General features: G+C 73.8%; 31 protein-coding genes. 17 read left to right on the top strand and 14 right to left on the bottom strand.

Annotated elements, in window-relative coordinates; translation table 11 throughout:
- The first annotated feature begins 1 nt into the window (after position 1).
- On the top strand, positions 2-178 hold the full coding sequence (locus ASF47_RS21580) for a DUF6104 family protein (RefSeq protein WP_165699040.1): 177 nt from the start codon (positions 2-4) through the stop codon (positions 176-178).
- Between the two features lie 67 nt (positions 179-245).
- On the opposite strand, the gene ASF47_RS11465 is transcribed toward ASF47_RS21580, so the two are convergent.
- The 3 genes from ASF47_RS11465 to ASF47_RS11455 are packed head-to-tail and all read right to left on the bottom strand — an operon-like array spanning position 246 to position 2,810.
- On the bottom strand, positions 246-485 hold the full coding sequence (locus ASF47_RS11465) for a hypothetical protein (protein WP_228942470.1): 240 nt from the start codon (positions 483-485) through the stop codon (positions 246-248).
- Between the two features lie 25 nt (positions 486-510).
- The gene (locus tag ASF47_RS11460; protein ID WP_082500227.1) at positions 511-1,704 is read right to left on the bottom strand and encodes a fatty acid desaturase family protein; all 1,194 of its coding nucleotides are present in this window, start codon (positions 1,702-1,704) and stop codon (positions 511-513) included.
- Between the two features lie 14 nt (positions 1,705-1,718).
- Positions 1,719-2,810, bottom strand: a complete 1,092-nt coding sequence (locus tag ASF47_RS11455) for a flavin reductase family protein (protein ID WP_056864100.1) — start codon at positions 2,808-2,810, stop codon at positions 1,719-1,721.
- Between the two features lie 218 nt (positions 2,811-3,028).
- Between ASF47_RS11455 and ASF47_RS11450 the strand changes: the two genes are divergently transcribed.
- Positions 3,029-3,661, top strand: a complete 633-nt coding sequence (locus tag ASF47_RS11450; RefSeq protein ID WP_056864099.1) for a TetR family transcriptional regulator — start codon at positions 3,029-3,031, stop codon at positions 3,659-3,661.
- A 39-nt stretch (positions 3,662-3,700) separates the two neighbouring features.
- On the opposite strand, the gene ASF47_RS11445 is transcribed toward ASF47_RS11450, so the two are convergent.
- The 4 genes from ASF47_RS11445 to ASF47_RS21095 form a co-directional block, all read right to left on the bottom strand.
- On the bottom strand, positions 3,701-4,387 hold the full coding sequence (locus ASF47_RS11445; RefSeq protein ID WP_056864098.1) for an SDR family oxidoreductase: 687 nt from the start codon (positions 4,385-4,387) through the stop codon (positions 3,701-3,703).
- The gene (locus tag ASF47_RS11440; protein WP_056864097.1) at positions 4,387-5,355 is read right to left on the bottom strand and encodes a zinc-binding dehydrogenase; all 969 of its coding nucleotides are present in this window, start codon (positions 5,353-5,355) and stop codon (positions 4,387-4,389) included. The genes ASF47_RS11445 and ASF47_RS11440 overlap by 1 nt, the downstream gene beginning before the upstream one ends.
- A gap of 46 nt (positions 5,356-5,401) precedes the next feature.
- Positions 5,402-6,637 carry an NAD(P)-dependent malic enzyme gene (locus ASF47_RS11435; RefSeq protein ID WP_056864096.1) on the bottom strand — a complete coding sequence of 412 codons (1,236 nt, stop codon included), beginning with the start codon at positions 6,635-6,637 and terminating at the stop codon, positions 5,402-5,404.
- A gap of 156 nt (positions 6,638-6,793) precedes the next feature.
- Positions 6,794-7,231 carry a S24/S26 family peptidase gene (locus tag ASF47_RS21095; RefSeq protein ID WP_235558723.1) on the bottom strand — a complete coding sequence of 146 codons (438 nt, stop codon included), beginning with the start codon at positions 7,229-7,231 and terminating at the stop codon, positions 6,794-6,796.
- A gap of 58 nt (positions 7,232-7,289) precedes the next feature.
- On the opposite strand from ASF47_RS21095, the gene sodN reads away from it, so the two are divergent.
- The 3 genes from sodN (at position 7,290) to ASF47_RS11415 (ending at position 9,170) form a co-directional block, all read left to right on the top strand.
- Positions 7,290-7,691 (top strand): superoxide dismutase, Ni, encoded by a 402-nt coding sequence (gene sodN, locus ASF47_RS11425; protein ID WP_056864095.1) that lies wholly within the window; start codon positions 7,290-7,292, stop codon positions 7,689-7,691.
- A gap of 221 nt (positions 7,692-7,912) precedes the next feature.
- A complete protein-coding gene (locus ASF47_RS11420; RefSeq protein ID WP_056864094.1) occupies positions 7,913-8,332 on the top strand; it encodes an anti-sigma factor in 420 nt (139 codons plus the stop codon).
- Position 8,333: 1 nt separating this feature from the next.
- Positions 8,334-9,170 carry an RNA polymerase sigma factor SigF gene (locus ASF47_RS11415; protein WP_056864093.1) on the top strand — a complete coding sequence of 279 codons (837 nt, stop codon included), beginning with the start codon at positions 8,334-8,336 and terminating at the stop codon, positions 9,168-9,170.
- Positions 9,171-9,209: 39 nt separating this feature from the next.
- Here ASF47_RS11415 and ASF47_RS11410 read toward each other — a convergent pair whose 3' ends face one another.
- The gene (locus ASF47_RS11410) at positions 9,210-9,593 is read right to left on the bottom strand and encodes a hypothetical protein (protein WP_056864092.1); all 384 of its coding nucleotides are present in this window, start codon (positions 9,591-9,593) and stop codon (positions 9,210-9,212) included.
- A gap of 211 nt (positions 9,594-9,804) precedes the next feature.
- Between ASF47_RS11410 and ASF47_RS11405 the strand changes: the two genes are divergently transcribed.
- On the top strand, positions 9,805-10,056 hold the full coding sequence (locus ASF47_RS11405) for a WhiB family transcriptional regulator (protein WP_027863177.1): 252 nt from the start codon (positions 9,805-9,807) through the stop codon (positions 10,054-10,056).
- A 35-nt stretch (positions 10,057-10,091) separates the two neighbouring features.
- On the opposite strand, the gene ASF47_RS11400 is transcribed toward ASF47_RS11405, so the two are convergent.
- Entirely contained in the window at positions 10,092-11,618 is a 1,527-nt protein-coding gene (locus ASF47_RS11400) for a PAS domain-containing sensor histidine kinase (protein WP_056864091.1), read from the bottom strand.
- Positions 11,619-11,828: 210 nt separating this feature from the next.
- Here ASF47_RS11400 and ASF47_RS11395 point away from each other — a divergent pair, with 210 nt between their 5' ends.
- From ASF47_RS11395 to ASF47_RS11375, 6 genes are all read left to right on the top strand, one after another.
- Positions 11,829-12,671: a DUF2785 domain-containing protein gene (locus ASF47_RS11395; RefSeq protein WP_056864090.1), complete on the top strand. Its 843-nt coding sequence runs from the start codon at positions 11,829-11,831 to the stop codon at positions 12,669-12,671.
- A 32-nt stretch (positions 12,672-12,703) separates the two neighbouring features.
- A complete protein-coding gene (locus ASF47_RS11390; protein WP_056864089.1) occupies positions 12,704-14,407 on the top strand; it encodes an acetolactate synthase in 1,704 nt (567 codons plus the stop codon).
- Positions 14,408-14,923: a GNAT family N-acetyltransferase gene (locus ASF47_RS11385; protein ID WP_082500224.1), complete on the top strand. Its 516-nt coding sequence runs from the start codon at positions 14,408-14,410 to the stop codon at positions 14,921-14,923.
- Positions 14,923-15,309, top strand: coding sequence for a thioesterase family protein (locus tag ASF47_RS11380; RefSeq protein WP_056864088.1), 387 nt, complete (start codon positions 14,923-14,925; stop codon positions 15,307-15,309). The genes ASF47_RS11385 and ASF47_RS11380 overlap by 1 nt, the downstream gene beginning before the upstream one ends.
- Positions 15,310-15,399: 90 nt before the next feature.
- The gene (locus ASF47_RS22220; RefSeq protein ID WP_369759046.1) at positions 15,400-15,474 is read left to right on the top strand and encodes a 50S ribosomal protein bL37; all 75 of its coding nucleotides are present in this window, start codon (positions 15,400-15,402) and stop codon (positions 15,472-15,474) included.
- A 77-nt stretch (positions 15,475-15,551) separates the two neighbouring features.
- On the top strand, positions 15,552-16,970 hold the full coding sequence (locus tag ASF47_RS11375; RefSeq protein ID WP_056864087.1) for an amidase family protein: 1,419 nt from the start codon (positions 15,552-15,554) through the stop codon (positions 16,968-16,970).
- A gap of 37 nt (positions 16,971-17,007) precedes the next feature.
- Here the strand turns inward: ASF47_RS11375 and rsrA are convergent, their stop codons facing one another.
- The 4 genes from rsrA to ASF47_RS11355 all read right to left on the bottom strand — a co-directional run bounded on the left by rsrA (position 17,008) and on the right by ASF47_RS11355 (position 19,532).
- Positions 17,008-17,304: a mycothiol system anti-sigma-R factor gene (gene rsrA / locus ASF47_RS11370; RefSeq protein ID WP_056864086.1), complete on the bottom strand. Its 297-nt coding sequence runs from the start codon at positions 17,302-17,304 to the stop codon at positions 17,008-17,010.
- On the bottom strand, positions 17,301-17,942 hold the full coding sequence (locus ASF47_RS11365) for a sigma-70 family RNA polymerase sigma factor (protein ID WP_056864085.1): 642 nt from the start codon (positions 17,940-17,942) through the stop codon (positions 17,301-17,303). The genes rsrA and ASF47_RS11365 overlap by 4 nt, the downstream gene beginning before the upstream one ends.
- 173 nt (positions 17,943-18,115) lie before the next feature.
- Complete coding sequence (locus tag ASF47_RS11360; RefSeq protein ID WP_056864084.1) at positions 18,116-18,751, bottom strand: alpha/beta hydrolase family protein; 636 nt, start codon at positions 18,749-18,751, stop codon at positions 18,116-18,118.
- A gap of 7 nt (positions 18,752-18,758) precedes the next feature.
- Positions 18,759-19,532: an SOS response-associated peptidase gene (locus ASF47_RS11355; protein ID WP_056864083.1), complete on the bottom strand. Its 774-nt coding sequence runs from the start codon at positions 19,530-19,532 to the stop codon at positions 18,759-18,761.
- An 85-nt stretch (positions 19,533-19,617) separates the two neighbouring features.
- On the opposite strand from ASF47_RS11355, the gene ASF47_RS11350 reads away from it, so the two are divergent.
- The 5 genes from ASF47_RS11350 to ASF47_RS11330 all read left to right on the top strand — a co-directional run bounded on the left by ASF47_RS11350 (position 19,618) and on the right by ASF47_RS11330 (position 24,049).
- Entirely contained in the window at positions 19,618-20,160 is a 543-nt protein-coding gene (locus ASF47_RS11350) for a DoxX family membrane protein (RefSeq protein ID WP_082500223.1), read from the top strand.
- A gap of 38 nt (positions 20,161-20,198) precedes the next feature.
- Entirely contained in the window at positions 20,199-21,512 is a 1,314-nt protein-coding gene (gene aroA, locus ASF47_RS11345; RefSeq protein ID WP_082500222.1) for a 3-phosphoshikimate 1-carboxyvinyltransferase, read from the top strand.
- Between the two features lie 16 nt (positions 21,513-21,528).
- Positions 21,529-22,539 carry a ribosome small subunit-dependent GTPase A gene (rsgA, locus tag ASF47_RS11340; protein ID WP_056864082.1) on the top strand — a complete coding sequence of 337 codons (1,011 nt, stop codon included), beginning with the start codon at positions 21,529-21,531 and terminating at the stop codon, positions 22,537-22,539.
- A 78-nt stretch (positions 22,540-22,617) separates the two neighbouring features.
- Complete coding sequence (gene hisN, locus ASF47_RS11335; protein WP_056864081.1) at positions 22,618-23,544, top strand: histidinol-phosphatase; 927 nt, start codon at positions 22,618-22,620, stop codon at positions 23,542-23,544.
- Positions 23,545-23,617: 73 nt separating this feature from the next.
- Positions 23,618-24,049, top strand: coding sequence for a CBS domain-containing protein (locus tag ASF47_RS11330; RefSeq protein ID WP_056864080.1), 432 nt, complete (start codon positions 23,618-23,620; stop codon positions 24,047-24,049).
- Positions 24,050-24,087: 38 nt separating this feature from the next.
- On the opposite strand, the gene lepB is transcribed toward ASF47_RS11330, so the two are convergent.
- Positions 24,088-24,879: a signal peptidase I gene (gene lepB / locus ASF47_RS11325; protein ID WP_056864079.1), complete on the bottom strand. Its 792-nt coding sequence runs from the start codon at positions 24,877-24,879 to the stop codon at positions 24,088-24,090.
- Positions 24,880-24,930: the final 51 nt, after the last annotated feature.

Below are 24,930 nucleotides of genomic sequence, written 5' to 3'. Positions count from 1 at the left end.
CATGTACTTCACCGACCGCGGGATCGAGGAGCTCGAGCGGCGCCGGGGTGACGAGGAGGTCACCCTGGCGTGGCTGGCCGAGCGGCTCCAGGAGTTCACCGACACCCACCCGGAGTTCGAGACCGCCGTGGAGCGGTTCTCCACCTGGCTGGCCCGTCTCGACGACCCCGACGACTGAGCGGCACGACGAAGGGGCCCGATCCGGTGACGGATCGGGCCCCTTCGTCGTGAAGGCGGGTGCCGGACTACCGCTCGTCGACCTCGGGGAAGGGCTCGACGTGCTCCGCCGAGGCGCGGCGAGCGGCGTCGCGCAGCTCGAAGACCTCGGTGGCGAGCCCGCCCAGGGCACCGGCGACGTCCTTGACGGCGCCGGTGAGGATGGTCGCCACCTCACCGACGGTCGTCGCGGTCGCCTCCACGGCGCCCTGGAGGGCGTCCTTGCGGATCTCGCTCTTGCTCAGCTGGTCCTTCATGGGCCCGGTCATGCTCCCTAGTCTGACCCGAGGAGCCTCAGGCGGCCAGGCGGCGGCGCAGGAAGCCGGGCACCAGGGCCTTGAGGTCGGACGGGGAGTCGGGCAGGGCGTAGCGGCAGATCTTCTTGGCCACGCTGCCCAGCTGGCGCCCGAGCGGCCCGGTGTTGTAGTCGATCCCGTAGCGCTCGCAGATCTCGCGCACGTCCTCGGCGATCTCGGGGTAGCGGCGGGCGGGGATGTCGGGGAAGAGGTGGTGCTCGATCTGGTGCGACAGGTTGCCGGTCATCACGTGGAAGAGCCTGCCGCCGGTGATGTTGGCCGAGCCCAGCAGCTGGCGGTAGTACCAGTGACCACGCGACTCGTCCTCGCACTCCTCCTCGGAGAAGGTCGCCACCCCGGCCGGGAAGTGCCCGCAGAAGATGATGTTGAAGGCCCACACGTTGCGCACCAGGTTGGCCACGGCGTTGCCGGCCAGCGTCATCGGGAAGAGGGGGCCGGTGAGGGCCGGGAAGAGCAGGTAGTCCTTCAGCGCCTGGTTGCGGACCTTGCGCATCAGGCCGGGGTAGATCTTCTTGTTGTCCTCCAGCGTGCGCTTGCCGGCCACGAGGTTCTCGACCTCGAGGTCGTGCATGGCCACGCCCCACTCGAAGAAGACCATGAGCAGCGCCGCGTAGACCGGGTTGCCCAGGTAGTAGGGGTGCCACTTCTGGTCGTCGTCCATGCGCAGGATGCCGTAGCCGATGTCACGGTCCTTGCCCAGGATGTTGGTGTAGGTGTGGTGGATGTAGTTGTGCGAGTACTTCCACTGGTCGCTGGGGCACACGTTGTCCCACTCGTACATGCGCGAGCTCAGGCCGGGCTCGTTCATCCAGTCGTACTGCCCGTGCATGACGTTGTGGCCGATCTCCATGTTGTCGAGGATCTTCGACACGCTGAGCGCGGCCACGGCCAGCGGCCACGCCGGCGGCACGTAGAACAGCGCGCGCCCGGCGACCTCGAAGCCCCGCTGCACCTTCACGACGCGGTGGATGTAGTCACGGTCCTCGTCGCCCAGCGAGGCCAGCACGCGCTGGCGGATGGCGTCCATCTCGTCGCCGAAGTCCTTGAGCTGGGCCGCGGTGAGGCGGTGGAACGCGGCGTCGCCGGGCACGACGGGGCGCTCGGCGCGGGCGGCGCTCGCTCCGCTCGTGGTCGCGGTGGTCACGGGGGTCTCGTTCAGGGTGGCGGTCATGGTGCGGTCCTTCCTCAGAGGTCGACGACGCAGTCGCCGACGGGGGCGGAGACACAGATCTGGATGTCCTCGTCGGGCAGCGAGGACTCGGCACCGGTGACGACGTTGCGCACGGTGCCCTCGGTCTTGCGGGAGGTGCAGGAGAAGCAGATGCCCATGCGGCAGCCGAACTCGGGCCGCAGACCGAGCGCCTCGGCCTGCTCCAGCAGCGAGGCACCGGTGTTGGCGGCCTGCTGGCCCGACCGGGCGAAGGAGACCTCGCCCTCGGCCGTGCCCGAGGCGGTCATGGGGGGCTTGAAGTACTCCACGCGCAGCCGGGGGCTCCCGGCGTACGCCGCCTGGACCAGCTCGATCATGCCGGCCGGGCCGCAGGCCCACGTGTCGGTGTCCTGGAAGGCCGGCACCAGCTCACGCAGGGCGGCCTCGGAGAAGCGGCCGCCGTCGGTCTCGTGCACCAGGTGCACGTCCACGTGGTTGTCCCCCGCAGCGATCTCGGCGAGCTCCGCGGCGAAGATCTGGTCCTCGGCGCTGCGGGCGTAGTGCAGGAAGGTCACCTTGCGGTGGGCGCGGCCGTCGTAGCCGTCGCGCAGCAGGGTGCGGACCATCGACATGGCCGGGGTGATGCCCGACCCGCCGGTGATGAAGAGCAGGTGGTTGTTGGTCGGCGTCGCCGGGCTCTCGTGCATGACGAAGTCGCCCTCGGCCTGGCCCAGGTGGACCATGAGGCCCGGGCGGGCCTGCTCGACCAGGAACCTCGAGACCACGCCCTCCGCGTGCGAGCGCACCGTGAGCGAGATCCGCTCCCCCGGCGCCGACGCGGGCGAGGACACCGAGAAGCAGCGGGTCGTGCGCCGACCTCCGGGCAGGTCGACGCCCACCTGGACGTACTGGCCCGCACGGTGTCCGCGCCACGTGCTCGTCGGCTGGAGCACCATCGTGGCGACCGGGTGCTCGCCGTCGGTCTCGCGACGGACCTCGACGACGCGGGCGCGCACCTCGTGGGCCGCCCACATCGGGTTGACCTGCTCCAGGAAGCGGTCGACGCCGTGGGGCGAGGTGAGGGCGGCGACGGCGCGGGACCGGAGGATGGAGCCCGTGATGCTCATCGGAGTTGCTCCCGTCAGATTCGGTGAACGAATGTTCACTCAAAGTCTCCGGGGTCGGCGCCGCGAGGTCAACCGGAACGGCGGGTGACGCCGCCCACCCCGTCCTGGCGGTCGTGCGCCACTCGCGTGACGGTGCACACATGTGCTCCCGGACCGGCCCCAGGGGTCCGGGGCGCGCGAGGTCGGAGCACGCTGCGACGGTGGCCTAGGATCGAGGGATGACCGAGACCCGCGGCGAGCGCAAGGAGCGCACGCGACGCGCCATCCTCGACGCCGCACTGGCGCTGCTCGAGGAGAGCAGCCTGGTCGCGCTCTCGCTGCGCCAGGTGTCGAAGCAGGTCGGCATCGTGCCGACCGGCTTCTACCGCCACTTCGACTCCATCGAGGACCTCGGCATGGCCCTCGTGGACGAGTCCTTCGAGTCGCTGCGCGCCATGCTGCGCGACGTGCGGCAGGGACGCGAGGGCGGGGCACCGGGCTGGATGGACATCGTCGACGACTCCATCGGGATCCTCGACGAGCACGTGCACCGCCAGCGCTCCCACTTCGCCTTCATCGCCCGAGAGCGGACCGCAGGGCCGCCGCTGGTGCGCGAGGCGATCCGCCACGAGATCGAGCTGTGCGAGCGCGAGCTGGCCACCGACCTCGCCCGGCTGCCCGGCACCGACCGCTGGTCGACCGAGGACCTGCGCGTGCTGTCGGGTCTCATCGTCACGGCCATGGTCGCCTTCGCCGAGAACACCCTCCACGCCGTGGGTCGCCCGGGCGCCGAGAAGCTCGTCGTCGAGAACGCCCGCACGCAGCTGCGGATGGTGCTGGTGGGCGCGCTCAACTGGACGTCCCGGCCCTGAGGGGTCCCGCGACCGCAGCGGCCGGCTCGGGGCCGGGGCTCAGGCTCGGGGCTTGAGCACCAGCTCGGTCAGCGTGGCGTCCTGCGGGAGGTCGAGCACGCCCACCACGGCCTCGGCCACCGTGACGGGGTCGATCCAGCGCGAGGCGTCGTAGTCCTTGCCCTCCTGGGCGTGCACCTTCTCCTGCATCGCGGTGGCGGTGCGTCCCGGGAACAGCGAGGTGACCCGCACACCGTGCTGCGCCTCCTCGGCGCGCAGCGCGTCGGCGAGGGCCTTCAGGCCGTGCTTGGAGGCGGCGTAGGCCGACCACTGCGGGTGGGCGAACAGCCCGGCACCGGAGTTGACCAGCACGACCGTGCCGCGCGCCTCGCGCAGCGCCGGCAGCGCGAGGCGGGTCAGCACCGCCGGGGCCACCAGGTTGACCGCCAGCTGCTCGGTCCACGCCGAGGCCGTCAGGTCGGCGACGGCACCGAGCTCCACCACGCCGGCCGCGTGCACGACGGAGTCGAGCCGGGCGGGCAGGCGGCCCTGCAGCCGCTCGAGGGCGGCGGCGTCGGCGAGGTCGGCCACCAGCACCGACGCGCCCGGGTGCTCGACACCGAGCTCCTCGGCCCTCGCCTCGGAGCGCGCCACCAGCACCAGGTCGTCGCCACGCGCGCGCAGGCGCCGGGCCAGCTCGGCGCCGATGCCCGCCCCGGCGCCCGTGAGCAGGTGGGTGCGAGCCATCAGCGGGTGAAGACGATCTTGCCGAAGACGTCGCCGCCGGCCATCGCGGCGAAGCCGTCGGCGGCCTGCTCCATGGGCAGCACCCGGTCGATCAGCGGGCGCGTGCCGGTGGCGTCGAGCAGCGAGACCAGGGACGCGAGCTCGTCGCGGGTGCCCATCGTCGAGCCGACCACGCTGAGCTGGAGGAAGAAGATCCGCGTGAGCTCGGCGTCGTCGAGGTCGGCCCCCGACGTCGTGCCCGAGACCACGATGCGCCCGCCCGGCTTGAGGGCCCGCACCGAGTGGGCCCAGGTGGCCTTGCCGACGGTCTCCATCACGGCGTCGACCTTGACCGGGAGGCGCGCCCCGGACTCGAAGACCTCGTGGGCGCCGATCTCCAGCGCACGGGCCCGCTTGCCCTCGTCGCGGCTGGTGGCCAGCACCTTGAGGCCCGCAGCCCGGGCGAGGGTGATGACGGCGGTGGCGACGCCGCCGCCCGCGCCCTGCACCAGCACGGTGTCACCGGCCACGAGGCCGCCGCGGGTGAAGAGCATGCGGTAGGCGGTGAGCCACGCGGTGGGCAGGCAGGCGGCCTCCTCGAAGGACATCGAGGCGGGCTTGGCCACGACGTTGGCGCGGGGCACGACGACCTTGTCGGCGAAGGTGCCCTGGTGCCGCTCGGAGAGCAGCGAGCGGCGCGGGTCGAGGGTCTCGTCGCCGCGCCACGCGGGGTCGCTGACGACGGCGTGCACCACGACCTCGTTGCCGTCCTCGTCGAGTCCGGCCGCGTCGCAGCCCAGGATCATCGGCAGGGCCTCCTCACGCAGGCCCACCCCGCGCAGCGACCAGACGTCGTGGTGGTTGAGCGAGGCGGCCTTGACCGTCACCGTCGTCCACCCGTCGGGGGCCTCGGGGTCGGGCCGCTCCCCCACCGTCAGGGCGGAGAGCGGGTCGTCGGAGGAGAAGCGGTCGGCGTAGACGGCGAACATGGGGACAACCTAACGGGGAGTGGCTGGACGGGCGGGGCGCGCCGTCTCAGCGGCGAGCGACGCCGTCCTGCCGGGCGGCGGCCGCGACCGCGGCGGAGACGGCCGGGCCGACGCGCGGGTCGAACGGCGAGGGGATGACGTACTCCTCGGTCAGCGCCTCGCCCACCAGGTCGGCGAGCGCGCGGGCCGCGGCCAGCTTCATGCCCTCGGTGATGGCCGTGGCGTGGGCGTCGAAGGCGCCGCGGAAGATGCCGGGGAAGGCCAGCACGTTGTTGATCTGGTTGGGGAAGTCGGAGCGTCCGGTGGCCACGACGCGCGCGTGGCGCCGGGCCACCTCGGGGTGCACCTCGGGCGTGGGGTTGGCCAGACCGAAGACGATGGCGTCGGGCGCCATCGTGGCGACGTGCTCCTCGGGCACCGTGCCGCCGGAGACGCCGATGTAGACGTCGGCGCCGTCGAGCACGTCGGCCAGCGAGCCGGTGCGGCCCGTGACGTCTGCGGTGAGCTCGGCCAGCGAGCGCTTGACCGCGGTGAGGTCGCCGCGGGAGGAGTGGATGACGCCCTTGCGGTCGGTCACGGCGAGGTCGGTGATGCCGGCCTCGAGCAGGATCTTGGCCACCGCCACGCCCGCCGCCCCCGCGCCGGAGATGACCACCCGGGTGCTGCCCGGGTCGCGGCCGGTGAGCGTGAGAGCGTTGGTCAGGGCGGCGAGCGCCACCACGGCGGTGCCGTGCTGGTCGTCGTGGAAGACCGGGATGTCGAGCATCTCCTTGAGCCGGTCCTCGATCTCGAAGCAGCGGGGCGCCGAGATGTCCTCGAGGTTGACCCCGCCGAAGCTCGGCGCCAGCCGGGCCACGGTCTCGATGATCTCCTCGGTGTCGGTGGTGTCGAGGCAGATCGGCACCGCGTCGACGCCGCCGAACTGCTTGAACAGCACCGCCTTGCCCTCCATCACCGGCATGGCGGCGGCCGGCCCGATGTCGCCCAGGCCGAGCACGGCGGTGCCGTCGGTGACGACCGCGACCGTGTTGGGCACCCAGGTGTAGTGCTGCGTGAGCGACGGGTCGGCCGCGATCGCCTCGCAGACCAGGGCCACGCCGGGGGTGTAGGCCAGCGACAGCTCCTCCGCGCCGGCCAGGGCCACGGAGGACTGGATGGACATCTTGCCGCCGAGGTGCAGGTCGAAGACGGGGTCCCCGGCCCGCGGGTGCGATGGCGAGGCCGACGGGCCGTGGCCCGCAGGGCCGGCGGTGGTGGCAGGAGACGTGGGAGAAGCAGTCATCACAGGACTTTCCAGGACGAGTCGGATGGGCCGGATCGTGCCCGGGACCACTGCTCGACGCGAGGGGTTGCCGCGGAGCCGTGACGCCCGGAGGGCTGTCCCGCCAGTCTGGCACAGCGCACGGATACAGGACGCCGGCGTCCGCAATGCTCTACGTCACAGCGCCCGCGAGGCAGCCGTGCCCGGTCCTGCGCCCGCCCTGAGCAGGCAGGGACGCGGCCAGACGCGGCACAGCGCCACGGCCAGCACCTGGTCCTCGGCGACGGGCCCGCGGTGCCGGGAGTCGACGCCCACCGACGGGTCGTCGCTGAGCAGCCACCAGCCGGGCGAGCCGCCGGCCGTCGTACGCCGCTCCACGGCGCGCTTGACCGCCAGCGTGCCGTCGGGCAGCCGGGCGACCACCACCCGCCCCGGCACGACCCGGGCGCCGTGCAGCACCAGCAGCCGGTCGCCCCCGCGCAGCGTGGGCGCCATCGACGCCCCGCGCACCAGGGCCCACCCGGGGCGGCGCGGGCCGTGCAACCCGCCGCGGGCACGAGCCAGCCACCCGATGGGGTGGCTCGAGGGGGAGACACCTCGTGCGGGACGCGACACGCGGAGTAGTGTCGCAGCCGAGCTCAGCAGACCCCTGAAGGACCACGAGAGGAACCGCATGTTCGCGCGACTGTTCGCACCCACCGTCGAGGTCTCCGCCCACTGCGACCTGCCCTGCGGCGTCTACGACCCCGCGCAGGCCCGCATCGAGGCCGAGTCGATCAAGGGCATCATCGCCAAGGTCGCCGACAACGACGACCCCGACTTCCGCACCCGCGCCATCCTGATCAAGGAGCAGCGCGCCGAGCTGGTCAAGCACCACCTGTGGGTGCTGTGGACCGACTACTTCAAGCCCCCGCACTTCGAGAAGTACCCGCAGCTGCACGTGCTGGTCAACGAGGCCACCAAGCTCGCCGGCGCCTCCGGCGCCAAGGGCGCCCTCGACGCCGACGTGGCCGACCAGCTGCTGGCCAAGATCGACGAGATCGCCGAGATCTTCTGGGAGACCAAGAAGGCCTGAGCGACGCAGCCGGCGCGCCGCCGCCGCGGCGGGCGCCGCCGACCGTTTGTCGAGGCCGGTCCCGGGGTAGACCCCCGGGACCGGCCTCGCTGGCGTTCCAGGCGGCACACATGGGGCGCAGCCGAGCACCAGCCGAGCACCGGACGGCCTCCCACCCGGGGAGCCACCGCGTCACCTAGAGTTCGACCACTTCCTCCGCACCTGCCACGAAGGACGGCCCCATGTCCCAGCCCGGTCCGACGATCGACCCGATCCGCGACCGCTCCGATGTCGAGCTGCGACTGCCCGCGGACGGCGCCTACGTGTCGGTGCTCCGCACGACGACGGCGTCGCTGGCCGCGCGCCTCGACTTCACCATCGACGACATCGAGGACCTGCGCATCGCGGTGGGCGAGGCGTGCGCGCTGGTGCTGCCCGAGGCCGACGCCGGGGCCGACCTGGTCGGACGCTTCTACCTGCGCCCCGCCGAGCTGACGGTGTCGGTATCCGTGGGCGCCGCCGACGCCGGCGAGCCCGACCGTGACAGCTTCGCCTGGCAGGTGCTCGACACGCTGGCCTCCGAGGTCGGGGTGCGGATCGCCGAGGGCGAGCTCGCCGTCGCGCTCACGCTGCGCTCCACGCACCTGGGAGCCGGCCTCTGAGATGGACCACCCCCTCCCGAGCGACGACCCCGCCCCCAGCGCGGCGAGCGAGGCGACCGACGCCCGGCGCGCGGGCGTCGAGCTCACCCGCCGGCGCAGCGCCGAGCTGTTCCTGGCCTTCCACGACCAGCAGGGCAGCGAGGCCGGTCGCGAGAGCGCGCGCGACGCCCTGGTGCACCTGCACCTGCCGCTCGTCGAGCACTGCGCACGGCGCTTCCGCAACCGCGGCGAGCCGTTCGAGGACCTGGTGCAGGTGGGCACGATCGGGCTCATCAAGTCCATCGACCGCTTCGACTCCGACCGGGGCGTGGAGTTCTCGACCTACGCCACGCCGACGATCATCGGCGAGATCAAGCGCTACTTCCGCGACAAGGGCTGGGCGATCCGGGTGCCGCGGCGGCTCCAGGAGCTGCGCATGCAGATCGGCTCCGCGACCGCCGAGCTGACCCAGACCCTCGGCCGCTCCCCCACGGCCCGCGAGCTCGCCGAGTGCATCGGGTGCACGGTGGAGGAGATCGTGGAGGGCATCGAGTCCAGCAACGCCTACTCCACCCTCTCCCTCGACGCCAGCGACGACTCCGACGACGGGGCCGCCACGATGCTCGACGCCATCGGCATCGAGGACGCGGGCCTCGAGCACGTCGAGATCCGCGAGTCGATCAAGCCGCTGCTCGACCAGCTCGACGCGCGCGAGAAGAAGATCCTGCTGCTGCGCTTCTTCCGCAACATGACCCAGTCGCAGATCGCCGAGGAGATCGGCGTCTCGCAGATGCACGTCTCCCGGCTGCTCAACCGCACCCTGGAGCACCTGCGGCGCTCGCTGCAGGAGCAGGACTGAGCCCTCTCCGCGCCCCCACAGTGACTCCCCCGGGGCCGCTCAGTCCTCGCGCATCGGGTCGTCGGCGAGAGCCTCGAGGCTCGCGGGGTGCAGCATGCCGGCCAGCACGACGGCGGCCACGACGACCAGGCCCAGCGCGATCAGCTGGGTGCCCCGGAAGCTCCAGGCCAGCCCGAGGGCGATCAGCTGGGTCAGCAGGATCGGACCCCGGGTCCAGGCCTGCCCCCGCGTCACCGCCCAGGCGCAGGCGATGACGGCCACGCCGAAGAGCGCGAAGAACGCCGCCACGGTCCATCCCATCGTGGTGCGCCCCTCGGAGAGGTCGGCGAGCTGGGCGCCGGCGAGGAGCAGCAGGACCAGCCCCTCGACCGCGGCGAGGGAGGCCGCGACGACCAGCGGCGGCGGGTTCTCGGATCGGGTCACGACGCCGAGGTTAGTGCGCCCCCTCCACACGGGACGCCTGTGACGCAGGAGACCAGCGATTTGGCTTGTTTAACGGTCCAAAAGTTGTCAGTGTGTGCGGAGCGCTCGTGGCCGAGTCCACTTCGTGGTGCCATCGCACCGGGCGCTGCCGCAGGCTTGCGTTGCCCCTGGCCTGCACATTTCGCTTGAGGAAAAGAGGGATCGCCCAGCCATGGACTGGCGTCACCGTTCAGCATGTCTCGACGAGGATCCGGAGCTGTTCTTCCCGATCGGCAACACCGGCCCGGCCATCCTGCAGATCGAGGAGGCCAAGCAGGTCTGCCGACGCTGCGACGTGCGCGAGCAGTGCCTCGCCTGGGCCCTCGAGGCCGGCCAGGACCACGGCGTGTGGGGCGGTCTGAGCGAGGACGAGCGTCGTGCGCTGAAGCGCCGCAACGCCCGGGCCCGCGTCCGCACCGCCTGACCCACCGCCTGACCACGGCACCGCCGCAGGGCCGGTCAGGTCAGCGGGTCGAGGGGGACGTCGACCACGGCACGGGTGCCGTGGTGCGAGGGCACCGGCCCCATCTCGAGCCGACCACCGAGCTCTGACTCCACGAGCGTGCGCACGATGGAGAGACCCAGGTTGGTCGATCCCTCGAGGTCGAAGCCGTCGGGCAGGCCGCGGCCGTCGTCGTCCACGACCAGGTGCAGCCGGCCCGCGGCACGGTGCACCCCCACGCTGACCTCGCCCAGCAGCCCGCCGGCGAGGATCTCCTCGGTCGAGCGGAGCCCGGCGGGGTGCTCGTCGGGCACCTCGTAGCCGTGCTCCACCGCGTTCTGCAACAGCTCGGTCAGCACCATGGCCAGCGCGGTCGCCGACTCCGAGGTCAGCTCGCCGAAGCTGCCCGTGCGCCGCACCCTCACCCTGCTGCCGACCGCGCTCACGTCGGTCACCATGGCGCAGAGCCGGTCGGCGATCTCGTCGAAGAGCACCGTCTCCTCCACGGCCTGGCTGAGCGTCTCGTGGACGATCGCGATGGTCCCGACCCGCCGCACGGCCTCCTCCAGAGCGGCCTTGGCGTCCTGGGAGCCGATGCGGCGGGCCTGGAGGCGCAGCAGGGCGGCGACGGTCTGCAGGTTGTTCTTCACGCGGTGGTGGATCTCGCGGATGGTGGCGTCCTTGGTCACCAGCTCACGGTCGCGGCGGCGCAGGTCGCTGACGTCGCGCACCAGCACGAGGGCACCGATCCGGGTGCCCTGGGGCCGCAGCGGGATGGCGCGTGCGATCAGCGTGACCTCGTCGGTGCCGAACTCGGTGTCGCGGTGCGTGCGGCCGCCCATCACCGCGCTGAGGGTCTCCTCGTCGGGGCGGCGCCGCGACGGCACCAGCTCGCGCACCAGGTCGGGCAGCGCGAGCCCGGCCAGGTCGCCGGAGAGACCGAGACGGCGGAAGACCGACAGCGCGTTGGGGCTGGCGTAGACGACGTGGCCCTGGGCGTCGACGCGCAGGAAGCCGTCGCCCACGCGCGGTGAGTCGGCGTGATCGCTGCGCTGGCCCTGCGCGGGGAACCAGCCGCCCGCGATCATCTGGGTCAGGTCGGCCGCGGTCTGCAGGTAGGACAGCTCCAGGCGGCTGGGGGTGCGCACGCCGAGCAGGTTGGTGTTGCGCGTGACCACCGCGATCACGCGACCCTCGCGGCGCACCGGGATGCTCTCCACGCGCACCGGCACGTCGTCGCGCCACTCCGGGTCGCCCTCGCGCACCAGGCGCTGCTCGGCGTACGCCGCGTCGAGGAGGGGGCGTCGCCCGCGGGGCACGAAGGTGCCCACGACGTCGTCGACGTAGGACGTCGGGCCGGTGGTGGGCCGCATCTGCCCCACCGCCCAGAACCCGCTGCCCTCGCGGTCGGGCAGCCACAGCACGAGGTCGGCGAAGGACAGGTCGGCGATGATCTGCCAGTCGGCCTGGAGCAGCTGGAGCCACGCGACGTCGTCGGGTCCCAGGTCGGTGTGGCTTCGGACCAGCTCGCTCATCGACGGCACCCGCCGAGCCTACGGCGAGCGGCAGGGGTGGGCGCACCGTCGGCCCCGACGTCCGACGGGCGGGCACGCGGTCGCACCGTGAGCCCGTGCACACCTGGCCCGCACCGGGAACCCACCGGGCCCGCCCCTCCCCGCGGGCCCGCCGGACCGACCGGTCGGGCCCTCCCCCGACCGTGCGCGGACCCCGGGGAGTTTGGCAGGATGACGGCCATGTCGGGCGCGTATTGGAGACAGGTGCACGCCGACGGCCTCGCGGTGCCGTCGGACCGCCCCCTCGACGACCTGACCGCGGAGCTCACCCGCATGCTCGGCGACACCGACCCCGAGACCCGCGACGGCACGGCCTACCCGACGCTGGCGACCTGGGTCGAGCGGGGCGTCTACGACGACCTCCTGGCCGGTCTCGGCGACGGCATGGCCGCCGGGCTGACCACCGGGCTGGGCGAGGTCGGCACCGACTCGGTCTTCCGCCGCAGCTTCTCGGTGCTGGTGCTCGCCGAGTGCATCGCCCGCGACAACGAGCGACCACTGGTCTCCGGCGGCAAGGTGCTCGACTGGGGCGACCGGATCGCGACCTGGCTGCTGCGCGAGCGCGACCTGCGCGGATTCGTGCCGGGCAAGGGATGGGCCCACGCGGTGGCCCACGGCGCCGACGCCCTCGGAGCGCTCGCCGCCTCCCCCCACATCGGCAAGGCCGAGCTGACCGTCGTGCTCGACGTCGTGGCCGACCGGGTGCTCATGCCCGTCGACGCGCTCTTCGCGCACGGCGAGGAGGACCGCCTGGCCCACACCACCCTGTGCGTGCTGCGCCGCGACGTCGTGCCGCTGAGCATCCTCGAGCCCTGGATCAACCGCCTCGCGTCGGCCGCCGGGGAGCGCGCCGTGCACGGCGAGCAGGACCCCTTCCTGCGCGGCGGCAACGCCGAGGCCTTCCTCCGCGCCCTCTACCTCCAGCTCGCGCTGGGCCCGCGCCCGCCGGCGGTCCGCTCCGACCTGCTGCTGGTTGTCGTCGAGGCGCTGCGGGCCAGCAACCCGCACTTCCTGCGCGACTGACGGCTCGGGTGACCCGTGGGTAACCTGCGGGCATGACGCAGACCACACCCGACCCGCAGCAGCCCGCGAGCCCCGACGCGCACCCGGAGGGCCACCTCGAGGGCCACGCCGGCCAGCTCGCCGTGGCGGTGGCCCGAGCCCACGGCGTCGAGACGATGTTCACGCTCTCGGGCGCGCACGTCTTCCCCATGTACGACGGGGCCGTGAAGGCCGACCCGCCGATGCGCCTGCTCGACGTGCGCCACGAGCAGACCGCGGCCTTCGCGGCCGAGGCCACGGGCAAGCTCACCCGGGTGCCCGGCCTGGCGGTGCTGACGGCCGGGCCCGGCGTCACCAACGGCGTGAGCGCCATCGCCCAGGCGCAGTTCGCCGGCTCCCCCATGGTGGTCGTCGGTGGCCGGGCCCCGCAGAACCGGTGGGGCAGCGGCAGCCTCCAGGAGCTGGACCAGCCGCCGATCGTCGCGTCGGTCTCGAAGCTGGCGCGCACCTTGCCCACCGCGGGCGACGTGCTCGGCGGCATGCACGAGGCCTTCAGCGCGGCGGGGTCCAGCCACCGCGGCCCGGTCTTCGTCGACGTGCCGATGGACGAGTTCTTCGCCTCCGCGTCGGGCTCCCTGCCCACGGTCGGTGCGGGCCGGGGCGAGGCTCCCGACACCGACGCGATCGACCGGATCGCGGCCCTGCTGGCCGCCAGCGAGCGCCCCGTGCTCGTGCTCGGCACCGACGTGTGGGCCGACCGTGCCGAGGTGGCGGCCCTGCGGCTGGTCGAGGAGGCGGGCCTGCCCGCCATCACCAACGGCATGGGCCGCGGGCTCGTGCCCGGGGGGCACCCGCTGCTCGTGACCAAGGCCCGCGGCGCCGCGCTCGGCGGCGCCGACCTCGTGGTCGTCGTGGGCACCCCGCTGGACTTCCGTCTCGGCTACGGCGTCTTCGGCGGCAAGGACGGCGCCACCCCGGCGCGGGTCGTGCACGTCGCCGACTCCGCCGGGCAGGTCTCCACCCACGCCGATCTCGCCGCGTCGGTCTCGGGCGACCTGACCTCGGTGCTCGACGGGCTGCTCGCTGCGCTCGAGCGCCACGACCGCCCCGACCGCAGCGCGTGGGTGGGCGGGCTGCAGGACACCGTGCGCGGCGCCACCGAGCGCGACCGGGCCCTCCTCGGCGCCGAGGCCGACCCCATCCACCCCGCCCGCATCTACGGCGAGCTCGTGCCGCGTCTGGCCGACGACGCCGTCGTGATCGGCGACGGCGGCGACTTCGTGAGCTTCGCCGGCAAGTTCGTCGAGCCGCAGCGCCCCGGCGGGTGGCTCGACCCCGGGCCCTACGGCTGCCTGGGCGCCGGGCTGGGCGCCGCGATCGCGGCACGGATCGCCCGGCCCTCGGCCCAGGTCGTGCTGCTGCTCGGCGACGGCGCGGCCGGCTTCTCGCTGATGGACGTCGACACGCTGGTGCGCCACGGACTGCCGGTCGTGATGGTCATGGGCAACAACTCCGCGTGGGGGCTGGAGAAGGGCCCGATGCAGATGCTCTACGGCTACGACGTGGCCGCCGACCTCGCCCCGCAGACCAGGTACGACGAGGTCGTGCGCGCCCTCGGCGGCGCCGGTGAGCGGGTCACCGACCCGCATCAGATCGGACCGGCGCTCGACCGGGCCTTCGCCTCCGGCGTGCCCTACCTGGTCAACGTGATCACCGACGTCGACGCGGCCTACCCGCGCGCGACCTTCGGCGTCTGAGTGGCCGACCACGCGGCGGGGCCCGGGCCGCACTGGGCGCTGCGGCGGGCCCGTGACGAGGACCTGCCGGCCGTGGGCGAGGTGACGCTCGCGGCGTACGCCCCCTTCACGCGGGGGCCCGACGACCCCTACGTCGCGCGGCTTGGCGACGCCGGCCCGCGGCACCGTGAGGCCGAGCTCTGGGTGGCGGTCGGGCCGGCCGGGCGCGTGCTGGGGTCGGTCACCGTGTGCCCGCCCGGCTCACCGTGGCGCGAGGTGGCCCGCGACGGCGAGGGGGAGTTCCGGATGCTGGCCGTGGACCCCGCGGCCCGCGGCAGCGGGGTCGGGCGGGCGCTGGTGCGTCACGCCGTCGACCGGGCCCGCGAGCTCGGCGCAGGGGCCGTGGTCATCTCCAGCCTCACCGCGATGACGACCGCGCACCGGCTCTACGAGACCCTGGGCTTCGTGCGCGACCCCGGGCGCGACTGGCGCCCGCTGCCCGAGGTCGACCTCATCGCCTACCGACTGGAGCCCTGATGACCACCTTGCACGCCGAGCTCGACTTCACCGTCGGTGAGGACGACACCGCCGCCTCGCTGGGGTCGGGCTCGCTGCCCGTGCTCGCCACGCCCCGCCTGCTGGCGTGGTGCGAGGCCGCCACGTGCGCGGCTCTCGAGCCGGTGCTCGCGCCCGGGTCGACCAGCGTCGGGACCCGGGTGTCGCTGGAGCACCTGGCCGCCTCGGCGGTGGGTCGCCGGGTGCGGGTCAGCGCGACCTCGGCCTACGCCGACGGGCGACTGCACCGCCTCGCCGTCTCGGCGCGTCACCTGGGTCCCGACGGCGAGCCCGTCGGCAAGGTCCTCGCCTCGGGCGAGGTGACGCGGGTCGTGGTCGACCCGGAGCGCTTCCTGTCCAGGCTGTGACACGGACCCGATTTCCCCGGCGCCGCACGATTTGAGAGACTGCCTCCTGGCCCTTCGACGGGTCGCCACCGATTCGACGAGGAGAACACCATGGGCAAGACCGGCCGCAAGCGCCGCGCTCGCAAGAAGAAGGGCGCGAACCACGGCAAGCGCCCCAACGCCTGAGCGCAGGCACCGTGCACTGGACCCCCGAGCCTCCGGCCGGGGGTTCGTTGCTTCTCGGGGTCCGGCAGGATCGCGGCATGGACCACTCCTCCCAGGCCGGCGTCGAGCGCCTGCTCGCGCACGCCGCCGAGGTCGACCCCCTCGTCCGCGCCGTCTGCACCCCCCACCCCGAGGCCCTCGCCCAGGCGGCCCGCCTCGACGCCGAGGCCGCCGCGGGCCGCTCGCGCGGGCCCCTGCACGGGCAGGCGGTGCTGGTGAAGGACAACGTCGACACCCACGACCTGCCCACCACGGCCGGCTCGCTGGCGCTCGCCGACGCACCACCGCCGCGCCGCGACGCCGACCTGGTCGAGCGGCTGCGCGCGGCCGGCATGGTCGTGCTCGGCAAGACCAACCTCTCGGAGTGGGCCAACTTCCGCGACGAGTCGTCGACCTCCGGCTGGAGCGCGTACGGCGGCCTGACGCGCAACCCCCACGCCCTCAACCGGTCGGCCGGCGGGTCGAGCTCCGGCAGCGGGGCGGCCGTGGCGGCCGGCCTGGCCGACTTCGCCGTCGGCACCGAGACCGACGGGTCGATCACCTGCCCGGCGGCCTTCAACGGCTGCGTCGGCCTCAAGCCCACCGTCGGTGCGGTGCCCACGCGCGGGGTGGTGCCGATCGCCGCCTCCCAGGACTCCCCCGGCCCCCTGACCCGCACGGTGGCCCAGGCCGCGGCCCTGCTCGACGTGCTCAGCGCGACCACGCGCGACCCGCACGCCGCCCACGCGGTGCCGGGCCGGCTCGCCGGCAAGCGGATCGGCGTGCCGCGCGCGACCTACTGGGGCTACTCCCCCCACGCCGACGCCGCCGCGGAGCGCGCGGTGGCGCTGCTGGCCGCGGAGGGCGCGGAGATCGTCGACGGCACCGACCTGAGCGGGCTCGACGCCCGCAGCGAGCAGGTGGGCGCCGACGAGCTGCTCGTGCTGCTCGCGGAGTTCCGGCAAGGCGTCGAGGCCTACCTCGCCACCCGCGAGGGCGACGTGCCCCGCAGCCTGGCCGAGCTCGTGGCGTTCAACACCGCCCACGCCGGCACGGAGCTGGCGCACTTCGGCCAGTCGCTGCTCGAGCGGGCGCTCGAGGCGCCGCAGGTCGGTGGCGCGGAGCACCGCGCCGCCCGCGGGCGCAACCTGCTGGCGACCCGCACCGAGGGCATCGACCACGTCCTGGGCGAGCACCGCCTCGATGCGCTAGTGACGCCGTCCTACGCCCCGGCCGGCCCGATCGACCTGGTCAACCCCGAGGTCTTCCCCGGCTCGTGCAGCGGGCCGACGGCGATCGCGGGCTACCCGCTGCTCACCGTGCCGACCGAGCTGGCGGCCGGCCTGCCCGTCGCGGTGTCCTTCTGGGGCACCGCCGGCAGCGAGCGGACGCTGCTGGAGGTGGGCGCGGGCTACGAGGCCGCGCGCGACCGCACGAGCGGTCCGCTGCCGGAGCCGGCGTACGCGCCCTGGGTGTGAGACCGACGGCGGCCCTCGGGCCGCTGGAGCAGGCGGCTCAGGACTCGCTGAGCCGCAGCTGGACCTCGCGCACGCGCAGCATCACGCGCTGGCGCAGTTCGTCGGGCGCCGACTCCGAGCAGGAGCGGGCCACGATCTGCTTGACGGTGCGCTGGAGGTCGTACTTCTCCAGGCACGGGTTGCACGTGTCGAGGTGCACCTGCACGGCGGCGCAGTCGGCGGCGTCGAGCTCGTTGTCGATGAAGTAGACGATCTGCTCGAGGTAGTCGGCGCAGTCGCTGGCCGACACCTCCTCGGGGCCGGCGTGGTCGTGCCCGGCGTGCTCCTGCGTCATGCCTTCTCCCCCTCGAGGCGAGCCGCTGCGGTGAGGTCGCGCGAGCGGGCGTAGTCGGTGAGCATGTCGCGCAGCTGGCGACGGCCGCGGTGCAGTCGCGACATCACGGTGCCGATCGGCGTCTCCATGATCTCCGCGATCTCCTTGTAGGCGAAGCCCTCCACGTCGGCGAGGTAGACCGCGAGGCGGAACTCCTCGGGCAGGCGCTGCAGGGCGTCCTTGACCTGCGAGTCGGGCAGGTGCTCCAGCGCCTCGGTCTCGGCCGACTTCAGCCCGGTGGAGCTGTGCGACTCCGCGCGGGCCAGCTGCCAGTCCTCGACGTCCTCCGACATCGACTGCTGCGGCTGGCGCTGCTTCTTGCGGTAGATGTTGATGAAGGTGTTGGTGAGGATGCGGTAGAGCCAGGCCTTGAGGTTGGTGCCGGGCTTGAACTGGTGGAAGGAGGAGTAGGCCTTGGCGAAGGTCTCCTGCACCAGGTCCTCGGCGTCGGCGGGGTTGCGCGTCATGCGCATCGCGGCCGAGTAGAGCTGGTCGAGGAAGGGCAGGGCGTCGCGCTCGAAGCGCGCGGAACGCTCGGTCTCGGTCTCGGTGGCGAGGTCGACCGGCGCATCGGCCGGGCTCTCGAAGGTGTCGGTCATCGCGTCCCAGACTAGGCCCCCGGCGGTAGGCCGCGGGTCGCGGGACGGCCGCGTGGCGGGAGGTTCCAGAAGTGCGATCACGTCGGGTGGAACGCCCCGCCCCTGCCGCCCATTCCCCGTGCCGACGCTCGGTTCCACCCGCGGGGCCGCCTCGCGGCGGTGGCGAGGCGGGCTCAGGCCCGCACGACCCTGCCCAGCCAGGCCACGACCTCGTCGACGACCAGCTCGCCCGCCTCCTCCTGGCCGAGGACGGCGCGGGCCGGCACCTTCAGTCCGTGGTCGCCACCGGGCACGACGACGGTCTCGACGTCGGGGGGCAGCTCCTCGGGGCGGCCCATCGGGTCGCGCTCGCCCTGCACGACCAGCAGCGGCAGACGGGCCCCGCGCAGCTCCGGCAGGCGCGAGCGCTCGGGGCGACCGGGCGGGTGCAGCGGGAACGACAGCGCCAGCACCCCCACCGCGCCCAGGCCCCGGGCGCAGCGTGCCGCCGAGCGCGCCCCGGCCGAGCGGCCGCCGACCAGCAGGGGCACGCGTCCGCGCAGGGCGTTGGCCCCCGCGACCAGCCCCTCGTCGAGCGTCGGGGGCGGCGTGGCGATCCGGCGGCCCGCGACCTTCCAGGGCTGCTCGAGCCGCACGACGGTGAAGCCTCGTCGCGGCAGCCGGTCGGCCAGCAGCTCGAGGTCCCAGGTGTCGATGCCCGCGCCCGCGCCGTGGCTGAGCAGCAGGCTCGCGCGGGGCTTGCGGGCGCGGTCGGTGACCAGCCTGGCCTCGCCGTGCGGGGTCGCGATCCGCCGCTCGGTCCTCGTCACCGACGCGTCACCGGCCGTCCTGCTCGCGCAGGTCGTCGGGCACGTCCTCGAGGGGCAGCGGTCGCACCAGCTCGGGGCCGTTGTTGCGCACGTTGGACACCAGCGTCGAGACGGCGACCGCCTCGAGCTCGCCCGGGGCGGCCGGCACGAGCAGCTCCCGCGGGTCACCCGCACCGCCACCGGAGGGGTCGAGCCAGGCGTCGCGCCGCTCCCGCGGCACCATCAGGGGCATCCGGTCGTGGATGTGGCCCAGGGCGTCCTCGGCCGCGGTGGTCAGCACGGTGCAGGTCCAGCGGAAGCGCTCGGGGTCGTCGTCGGCCCGGTCGGGGTCGCGCCAGATCTCGTAGAGACCCGCCATGGCGAGCACCGAGCCGTCACGGGGGCGGATGAAGAAGGGCTGCTTGCGCGCCTTCCCCGCGGGCGACGTCGCCCGGGTGGCGTACCACTCGTAGTAGCCGTCGGCGGGCAGCAGGCAGCGACGCGCGGCGAAGGCGCGGCGGTAGGCGGGCTTCTCGGCCACGGTCTCCATGCGTGCGTTGATCATGCGGTTGCCGATGGCGGGGTCCTTGGCCCACGACGGCACCAGCCCCCAGCGCAGCGCGCGCAGCTGGCGCACCTGCGGGCGGTCCTCCTTCGCCGGGCGCTCGAGCACGGCGTAGACCTCCTTGGTGGGGGCGACGTTCCAGTCGGGGTCGAGGGGCGCGGCCAGCAGGGCGTCGGCGACCTCGAACTCGTCGACCAGGTCCTCGGGGCGTCGACTCGACGCGTACCTGCCGCACATGGGGCTCACTGTAGGCACTCCCCCGGCTCCGGCCGCCACCCTCGGGGTGAGGACGTGGGCGGCGACGGTGCGGTAGGAAGGGCCCATGAGCCTGAGCCGACTGATCGCCCGTCCCCTCCTCGCCGCCGGTGTCGTCTACGGCGCCCAGACCGCGCTGCGCAACTCCTCCGCCCTGGCCCCCAAGGCGGCCCGCGTGACCGACCGGGTCGTGCCCGCCGTGCGCAAGGCCGTGCCCGGCGCTCCCATCCCCACCGACACCGCGACCCTGGTCAAGCTCAACGCCGGCGTGCAGATCGGCGCCGCGCTCGCCCTCGCCACCGGTCGCGCCCCCCGCCTGGGCGCCGGAGTCCTCGCGGCCTCCCTGGTGCCGACCACCATCGCCGGTCACGCCTTCTGGACCGAGACCGACCCGGCCGCCAAGCAGACCCACACGCTGCAGTTCTTCAAGAACCTCTCGCTCATCGGCGGCCTCATCATCGCCGCCGGCGACACCGACGGCCAGCCCGGCGTGGCCTACCGCGCGCGCCGCGTCGCCAAGGACACCCGCCGCGAGGCCAAGCACCAGGCCAAGCTGATCGCGACCGCGGCGCGCCAGGAGGCCCGCGTGGCCAAGGCGAAGGTCTCCTGACCGAGGCCGCGACACCGGGTCTCGGTAGTCTCACGCGGGTGAGGACCACCCCCGACGAGGCCGACGACCGCACCGCACCCGACCGCCCCACCGACCTGTGGCCCGCTCCGCGCGCGACCGGCCCGGTGGAGGCGGTCGTGTCGCTCCCCGGCAGCAAGTCGATCACCAACCGCGCCCTGCTGCTCGCCGCGATCGCCGACGGCCCGTCGGTCGTGCGCCGCGCCCTGCGCTCGCGCGACACGACGCTCATGGCGGCGGCGCTGACCGGCCTCGGCGCCACGGTCGACACCACCGGCGAGGACTGGACCGTGACGCCCGGCGACCTGCGCGGCCCGGCCCACGTCGACTGCGGCCTGGCCGGCACGGTCATGCGCTTCGTGCCCCCGGTGGCGGCTCTCGCCGACGGCACGGTCACCTTCGACGGCGACCCCCACATGCGCACCCGCCCGGTCGGCGGGGTGCTCGACTCGCTGCGCACCCTCGGCGCCGACATCGACGACGGCGGGCGCGGGGCGCTGCCCTTCGCCGTGCACGGCACCGGCGCCGTGAGCGGCGGCACGGTGCTCCTCGACGCCTCCTCGTCCTCGCAGTTCGTCAGTGCCCTGCTGCTCGCCGGGGCGCGCTACGAGCGCGGTGTCGACGTGCGCCACGACGGGGAGCCGGTGCCGTCGCTGCCCCACATCGAGATGACCGTCGCGATGGTGCGCGAGCACGGCGTGGAGGTCGACGACAGCGAGCCCGACCGCTGGCGCGTCGCGCCCGGACCGGTGGCCCCGGTCGACCGGACGGTCGAGCCCGACCTGTCCAACGCCGCGCCCTTCCTGGCCCTGGCCGCCGTCACCGGCGGCACGGTGACGGTGCGTGACTGGCCCCGCCGCACCACCCAGGCCGGCGACGCGCTGCGCGAGATCCTGGCCCTGATGGGCTGCGAGGTCGAGCTGGGCGGTGCGGGCCTGCGCGTGACCGGTCCCACGGCGCTGCTGGGCATCGACCACGACCTGCACGACGTCGGCGAGCTCGCCCCGGCGGTCGCCGCCCTCTGCGCGCTGGCCACGACCCCCTCCCACCTGCGCGGGATCGCCCACATCCGCCACCACGAGACCGACCGGATCACGGCCCTGGCGACCGAGCTGACGGCGCTGGGCGCCGACGTGAGCGAGCACGCCGACGGGCTGTCGCTCCGCCCGGCGCCGCTGCACGGCGGCACGTTCCACACCTACGCCGACCACCGCATGGCCCACGCCGCGGTGATCGTGGGTGCGGCCGTGCCCGGTGTGCTGGTGGAGGACGTCGCCACCACCGGCAAGACCTTCCCCGACTTCGCCGGCTTCTGGTCGGACCTCTTCCGGTGACCCGGGGGGCCGCGGCGTGAGCGGGCGCTACTCCGAGCACGACCACGAGCACTACGAGCGCCCACGGCGCCGCACCCGCCCCCGCACCAAGGAGCGGCCCTCCTACGACGACGCCGTCGACGGACGGGTCGTCACCGTCGACCGGGGTCGCTTCACCCTCCTCGTCGACGAGCACCGGGTGATGGCCATGAAGGCCCGCCCGCTCGGGCGCAAGGGGGTGGTCGTCGGGGACCGCGTGCGGGTCGTGGGCGACACCTCGGGCGACGACGGCAGCCTGGCCCGCATCGTGGAGGTGACCGAGCGGCTCACCACCCTGCGCCGCACCGCCGACGACGACGACCCGGTGGAGCGGGTGATCGTCAGCAACGCCGAGCAGCTCGTGGTCGTGGTGGCCCTGGCCGACCCCGAGCCGCGCACCGGCCTGGTCGACCGCGCCCTCGTCGCGGCCTACGACGCCGGCATGGCGCCCCTGCTGTGCCTGACCAAGGCCGACCTGGCCGACCCCGAGGCCTTCCTGTCCACCTACCGCGCCCTCGGCGTGCCGTGGGTCGTCACGCAGCGGGGTGGCGACGTCGGCGTGCTGCGCGAGCGTCTCGCCGGGCGCACCAGCGTGCTGGTCGGCCACAGCGGCGTGGGCAAGTCGACCCTGGTCAACGCGCTCGTGCCCGACGCCGGGCGCGCGGTCAGCCACGTCAACGCCGTCACCGGCCGCGGGCGGCACACCTCGACCTCGGCGTACATGCTCGCGCTCCCGCCGTCGGACCCCGGCGGCCCCGACGACCGCGGCTGGATCATCGACACCCCCGGCATCCGCTCCTTCGGCCTGGCCCACGTCGAGCCCGAGCACCTCATCGAGGCCTTCCCCGACCTCGACGAGATGACCGAGGACTGTCCCCGGGGCTGCACCCACGGCACCGAGGAGCCGGAGTGCGGGCTCGACGAGGCGGTGGCCGCCGGGCAGGCCGACGTCGAGCGCGTGGAGTCGTTCCGCCGGCTGCTGGCGGCCCGCAGCCACCACGACTGGTGAGCGCCCCGCACCCCTCGCCGGGGGCCGGTGGCGTGGTCGCGGCACCCCCGCACGCCGCCGGACCGTAGCCTGTCCCCCGTGGCCACCTCCTCTGACACCGCGCACCGCGACTACACCGACGACCTGCGCCTGGCCCACGTGCTCGCCGACGACGCCGACTCGCTGACCACCGACCGCTTCAAGGCGCTCGACCTGCACGTGATGAGCAAGCCCGACCTCACCCCGGTCACCGACGCCGACCAGGCCGTCGAGGAGAGCATCAGGCGCACCCTGTCGAAGGTGCGCTCCCGCGACGCCATCACCGGCGAGGAGCAGGGCTCCACCGGTCACAGCCAGCGCCGGTGGGTCATCGACCCCATCGACGGCACGAAGAACTTCGTGCGCGGCGTGCCGGTGTGGGCCACCCTGATCTCGCTGGTCGTCGACGACGAGGTGGTGCTCGGGGTGGTCTCGGCGCCGATGCTGCAGCGACGCTGGTGGGCCTCCAGCGGCAACGGCGCGTGGACCGGTCGGAGCCTGCTCAAGGCCACCCGCTGCCAGGTCTCCGACGTGCGCCGGCTCGAGGACGCCTCGCTGTCCTACTCCTCGCTCTCGGGATGGGAGGAGCGCGGTCGCCTCGACGACATGCTCGCGCTGACCCGCCGCTGCTGGCGCACCCGGGCCTACGGCGACTTCTGGTCCTACATGCTGCTCGCCGAGGGCGCCGTGGACCTGGCCGCCGAGCCCGAGCTCGAGGTCTACGACATGGCCGCCCTCGACGTGATCGTGCGCGAGGCCGGCGGCCGCTTCACCGCCCTCGACGGCACCGACGGCCCCTTCGGGGGCAACGCCCTGGCCTCCAACGGACACCTCCACGAGCCGGCGCTGTCGTTCCTGGCCTCGCTGCGCGACGACCCCGAGGGCACCGAGGACCCCGACTGGCCCCGCTCGGGGCCGGGGTCGGTCTCCGACCTGCGGGTGCGCCGCGCCCGCGTGGCCGACGACGGCCCGGTCTACGACCAGTAGACCCGACCGTCGGCCCTGGCCAGGTGACCTGCGTCACTCGTAGAGTCGGCTCACGCCGACCCGAGGAGAGCGCATGCACGTCGCCGAGATCCTGGCCGCCAAGGCCCCCGCCCCCGTGGTCACCGTCGCACCCGACGCAGGGGTGCGCACCCTGCTCGCCCTGCTCGCCGAGCACAACATCGGAGCCGTCGTGGTCAGCTCCGACGGCACCGCGCTCGACGGCATCGTCAGCGAGCGCGACGTCGTGCGCCACCTCCACTCCGACGGCACGGTCGTGGACAACACCGTCGGCGCGATCATGACCGCCGTGGTGGAGACCTGCACCCCCGAGGACGACCTCGACGCGCTCATGGCGACCATGACCGAGCGCCGGATCCGGCACGTCCCCGTCGTCGCGGAGGGCCGCCTCGTGGGCGTCGTCAGCATCGGCGACGCCGTGAAGCACAAGATCGGTCAGCTGGAGTTCGAGCGCGACCAGCTCGACAGCTACGTCCGCCAGGCCTGACCCGGACCTGCTCCGGCCGCGGCCCGGTGACGCCGGGCTCAGTCCTGGAGGGCCCGGTCGAGGGCGTCGAAGGCCTCGGGCCGGTGCAGCACCGAGAACCGGTCGGCGGGCCAGACCCGTGCGAGCACCTTCCCGACGACCAGGTCGGTGGGGACGTACTCGTCGCCCTCCTCGCAGCCGGTGTCGGGGTTGCGGCAGATGTGGAAGCTGGAGTCGGCGGAGTCGTCACGGTGGTCGCCCATCACGAAGACGCTGCCCTCCGGGACCGGCCCCACCTCCCAGTCGGAGCGGCACTGGTTGACCATGGGCCCGTCGCAGTCGGCGCGGTTGCGCGTGAAGTCGGAGGAGTCGAGCGGCACGCCGTTGATCGTGAGGCGGCCGTCGTCGTCGCAGCACACGATGACGTCGCCGGCCACGCCGATGACGCGCTTCACCAGGTGGCCGCCGGTGGGGTAGAGACCGATGCGGCTCATGACGGAGGTCAGGGTGTTGCCGGGGCCGACGTCCTCCTGCGGGCCGAGCCAGTCGCCCGGGTCCTCGAAGACGACCACGTCGCCGCGCTCGGGGTCCCCGCCACCCCAGTAGGACACCTTCTGCACGAGGATGCGGTCGTTGAGCACGAGTCCGGGCTCCATGGAGCCCGAGGGGATGTAGAAGGCCTGCACGAAGAAGGTCTTGACGACCAGCGCCAGGGCGAGGGCCATAACGAGCAGCAGGATGGACTCCTGCCACACGGGCAGGCGCCGGGGACGGCGGGCCGGCCCGGAGTCGTCGGCGCCGTCGGGGGCGTCGGCGCCGTCGCTCGCGCCCTGCTCGTCGTGCTGGGCCACGGCCCACCCCTCTCGGTCCCGCCTCGCGGGGTCCTTCCGGTGCCGCGCGGC

The sequence above is a fragment of the Nocardioides sp. Leaf285 genome (assembly GCF_001422955.1).
In the GTDB taxonomy this organism is placed as follows: Bacteria; Actinomycetota; Actinomycetes; order Propionibacteriales; family Nocardioidaceae; genus Nocardioides; species Nocardioides kribbensis.
This window is presented reverse-complemented; position numbering and strand designations above follow the sequence as displayed.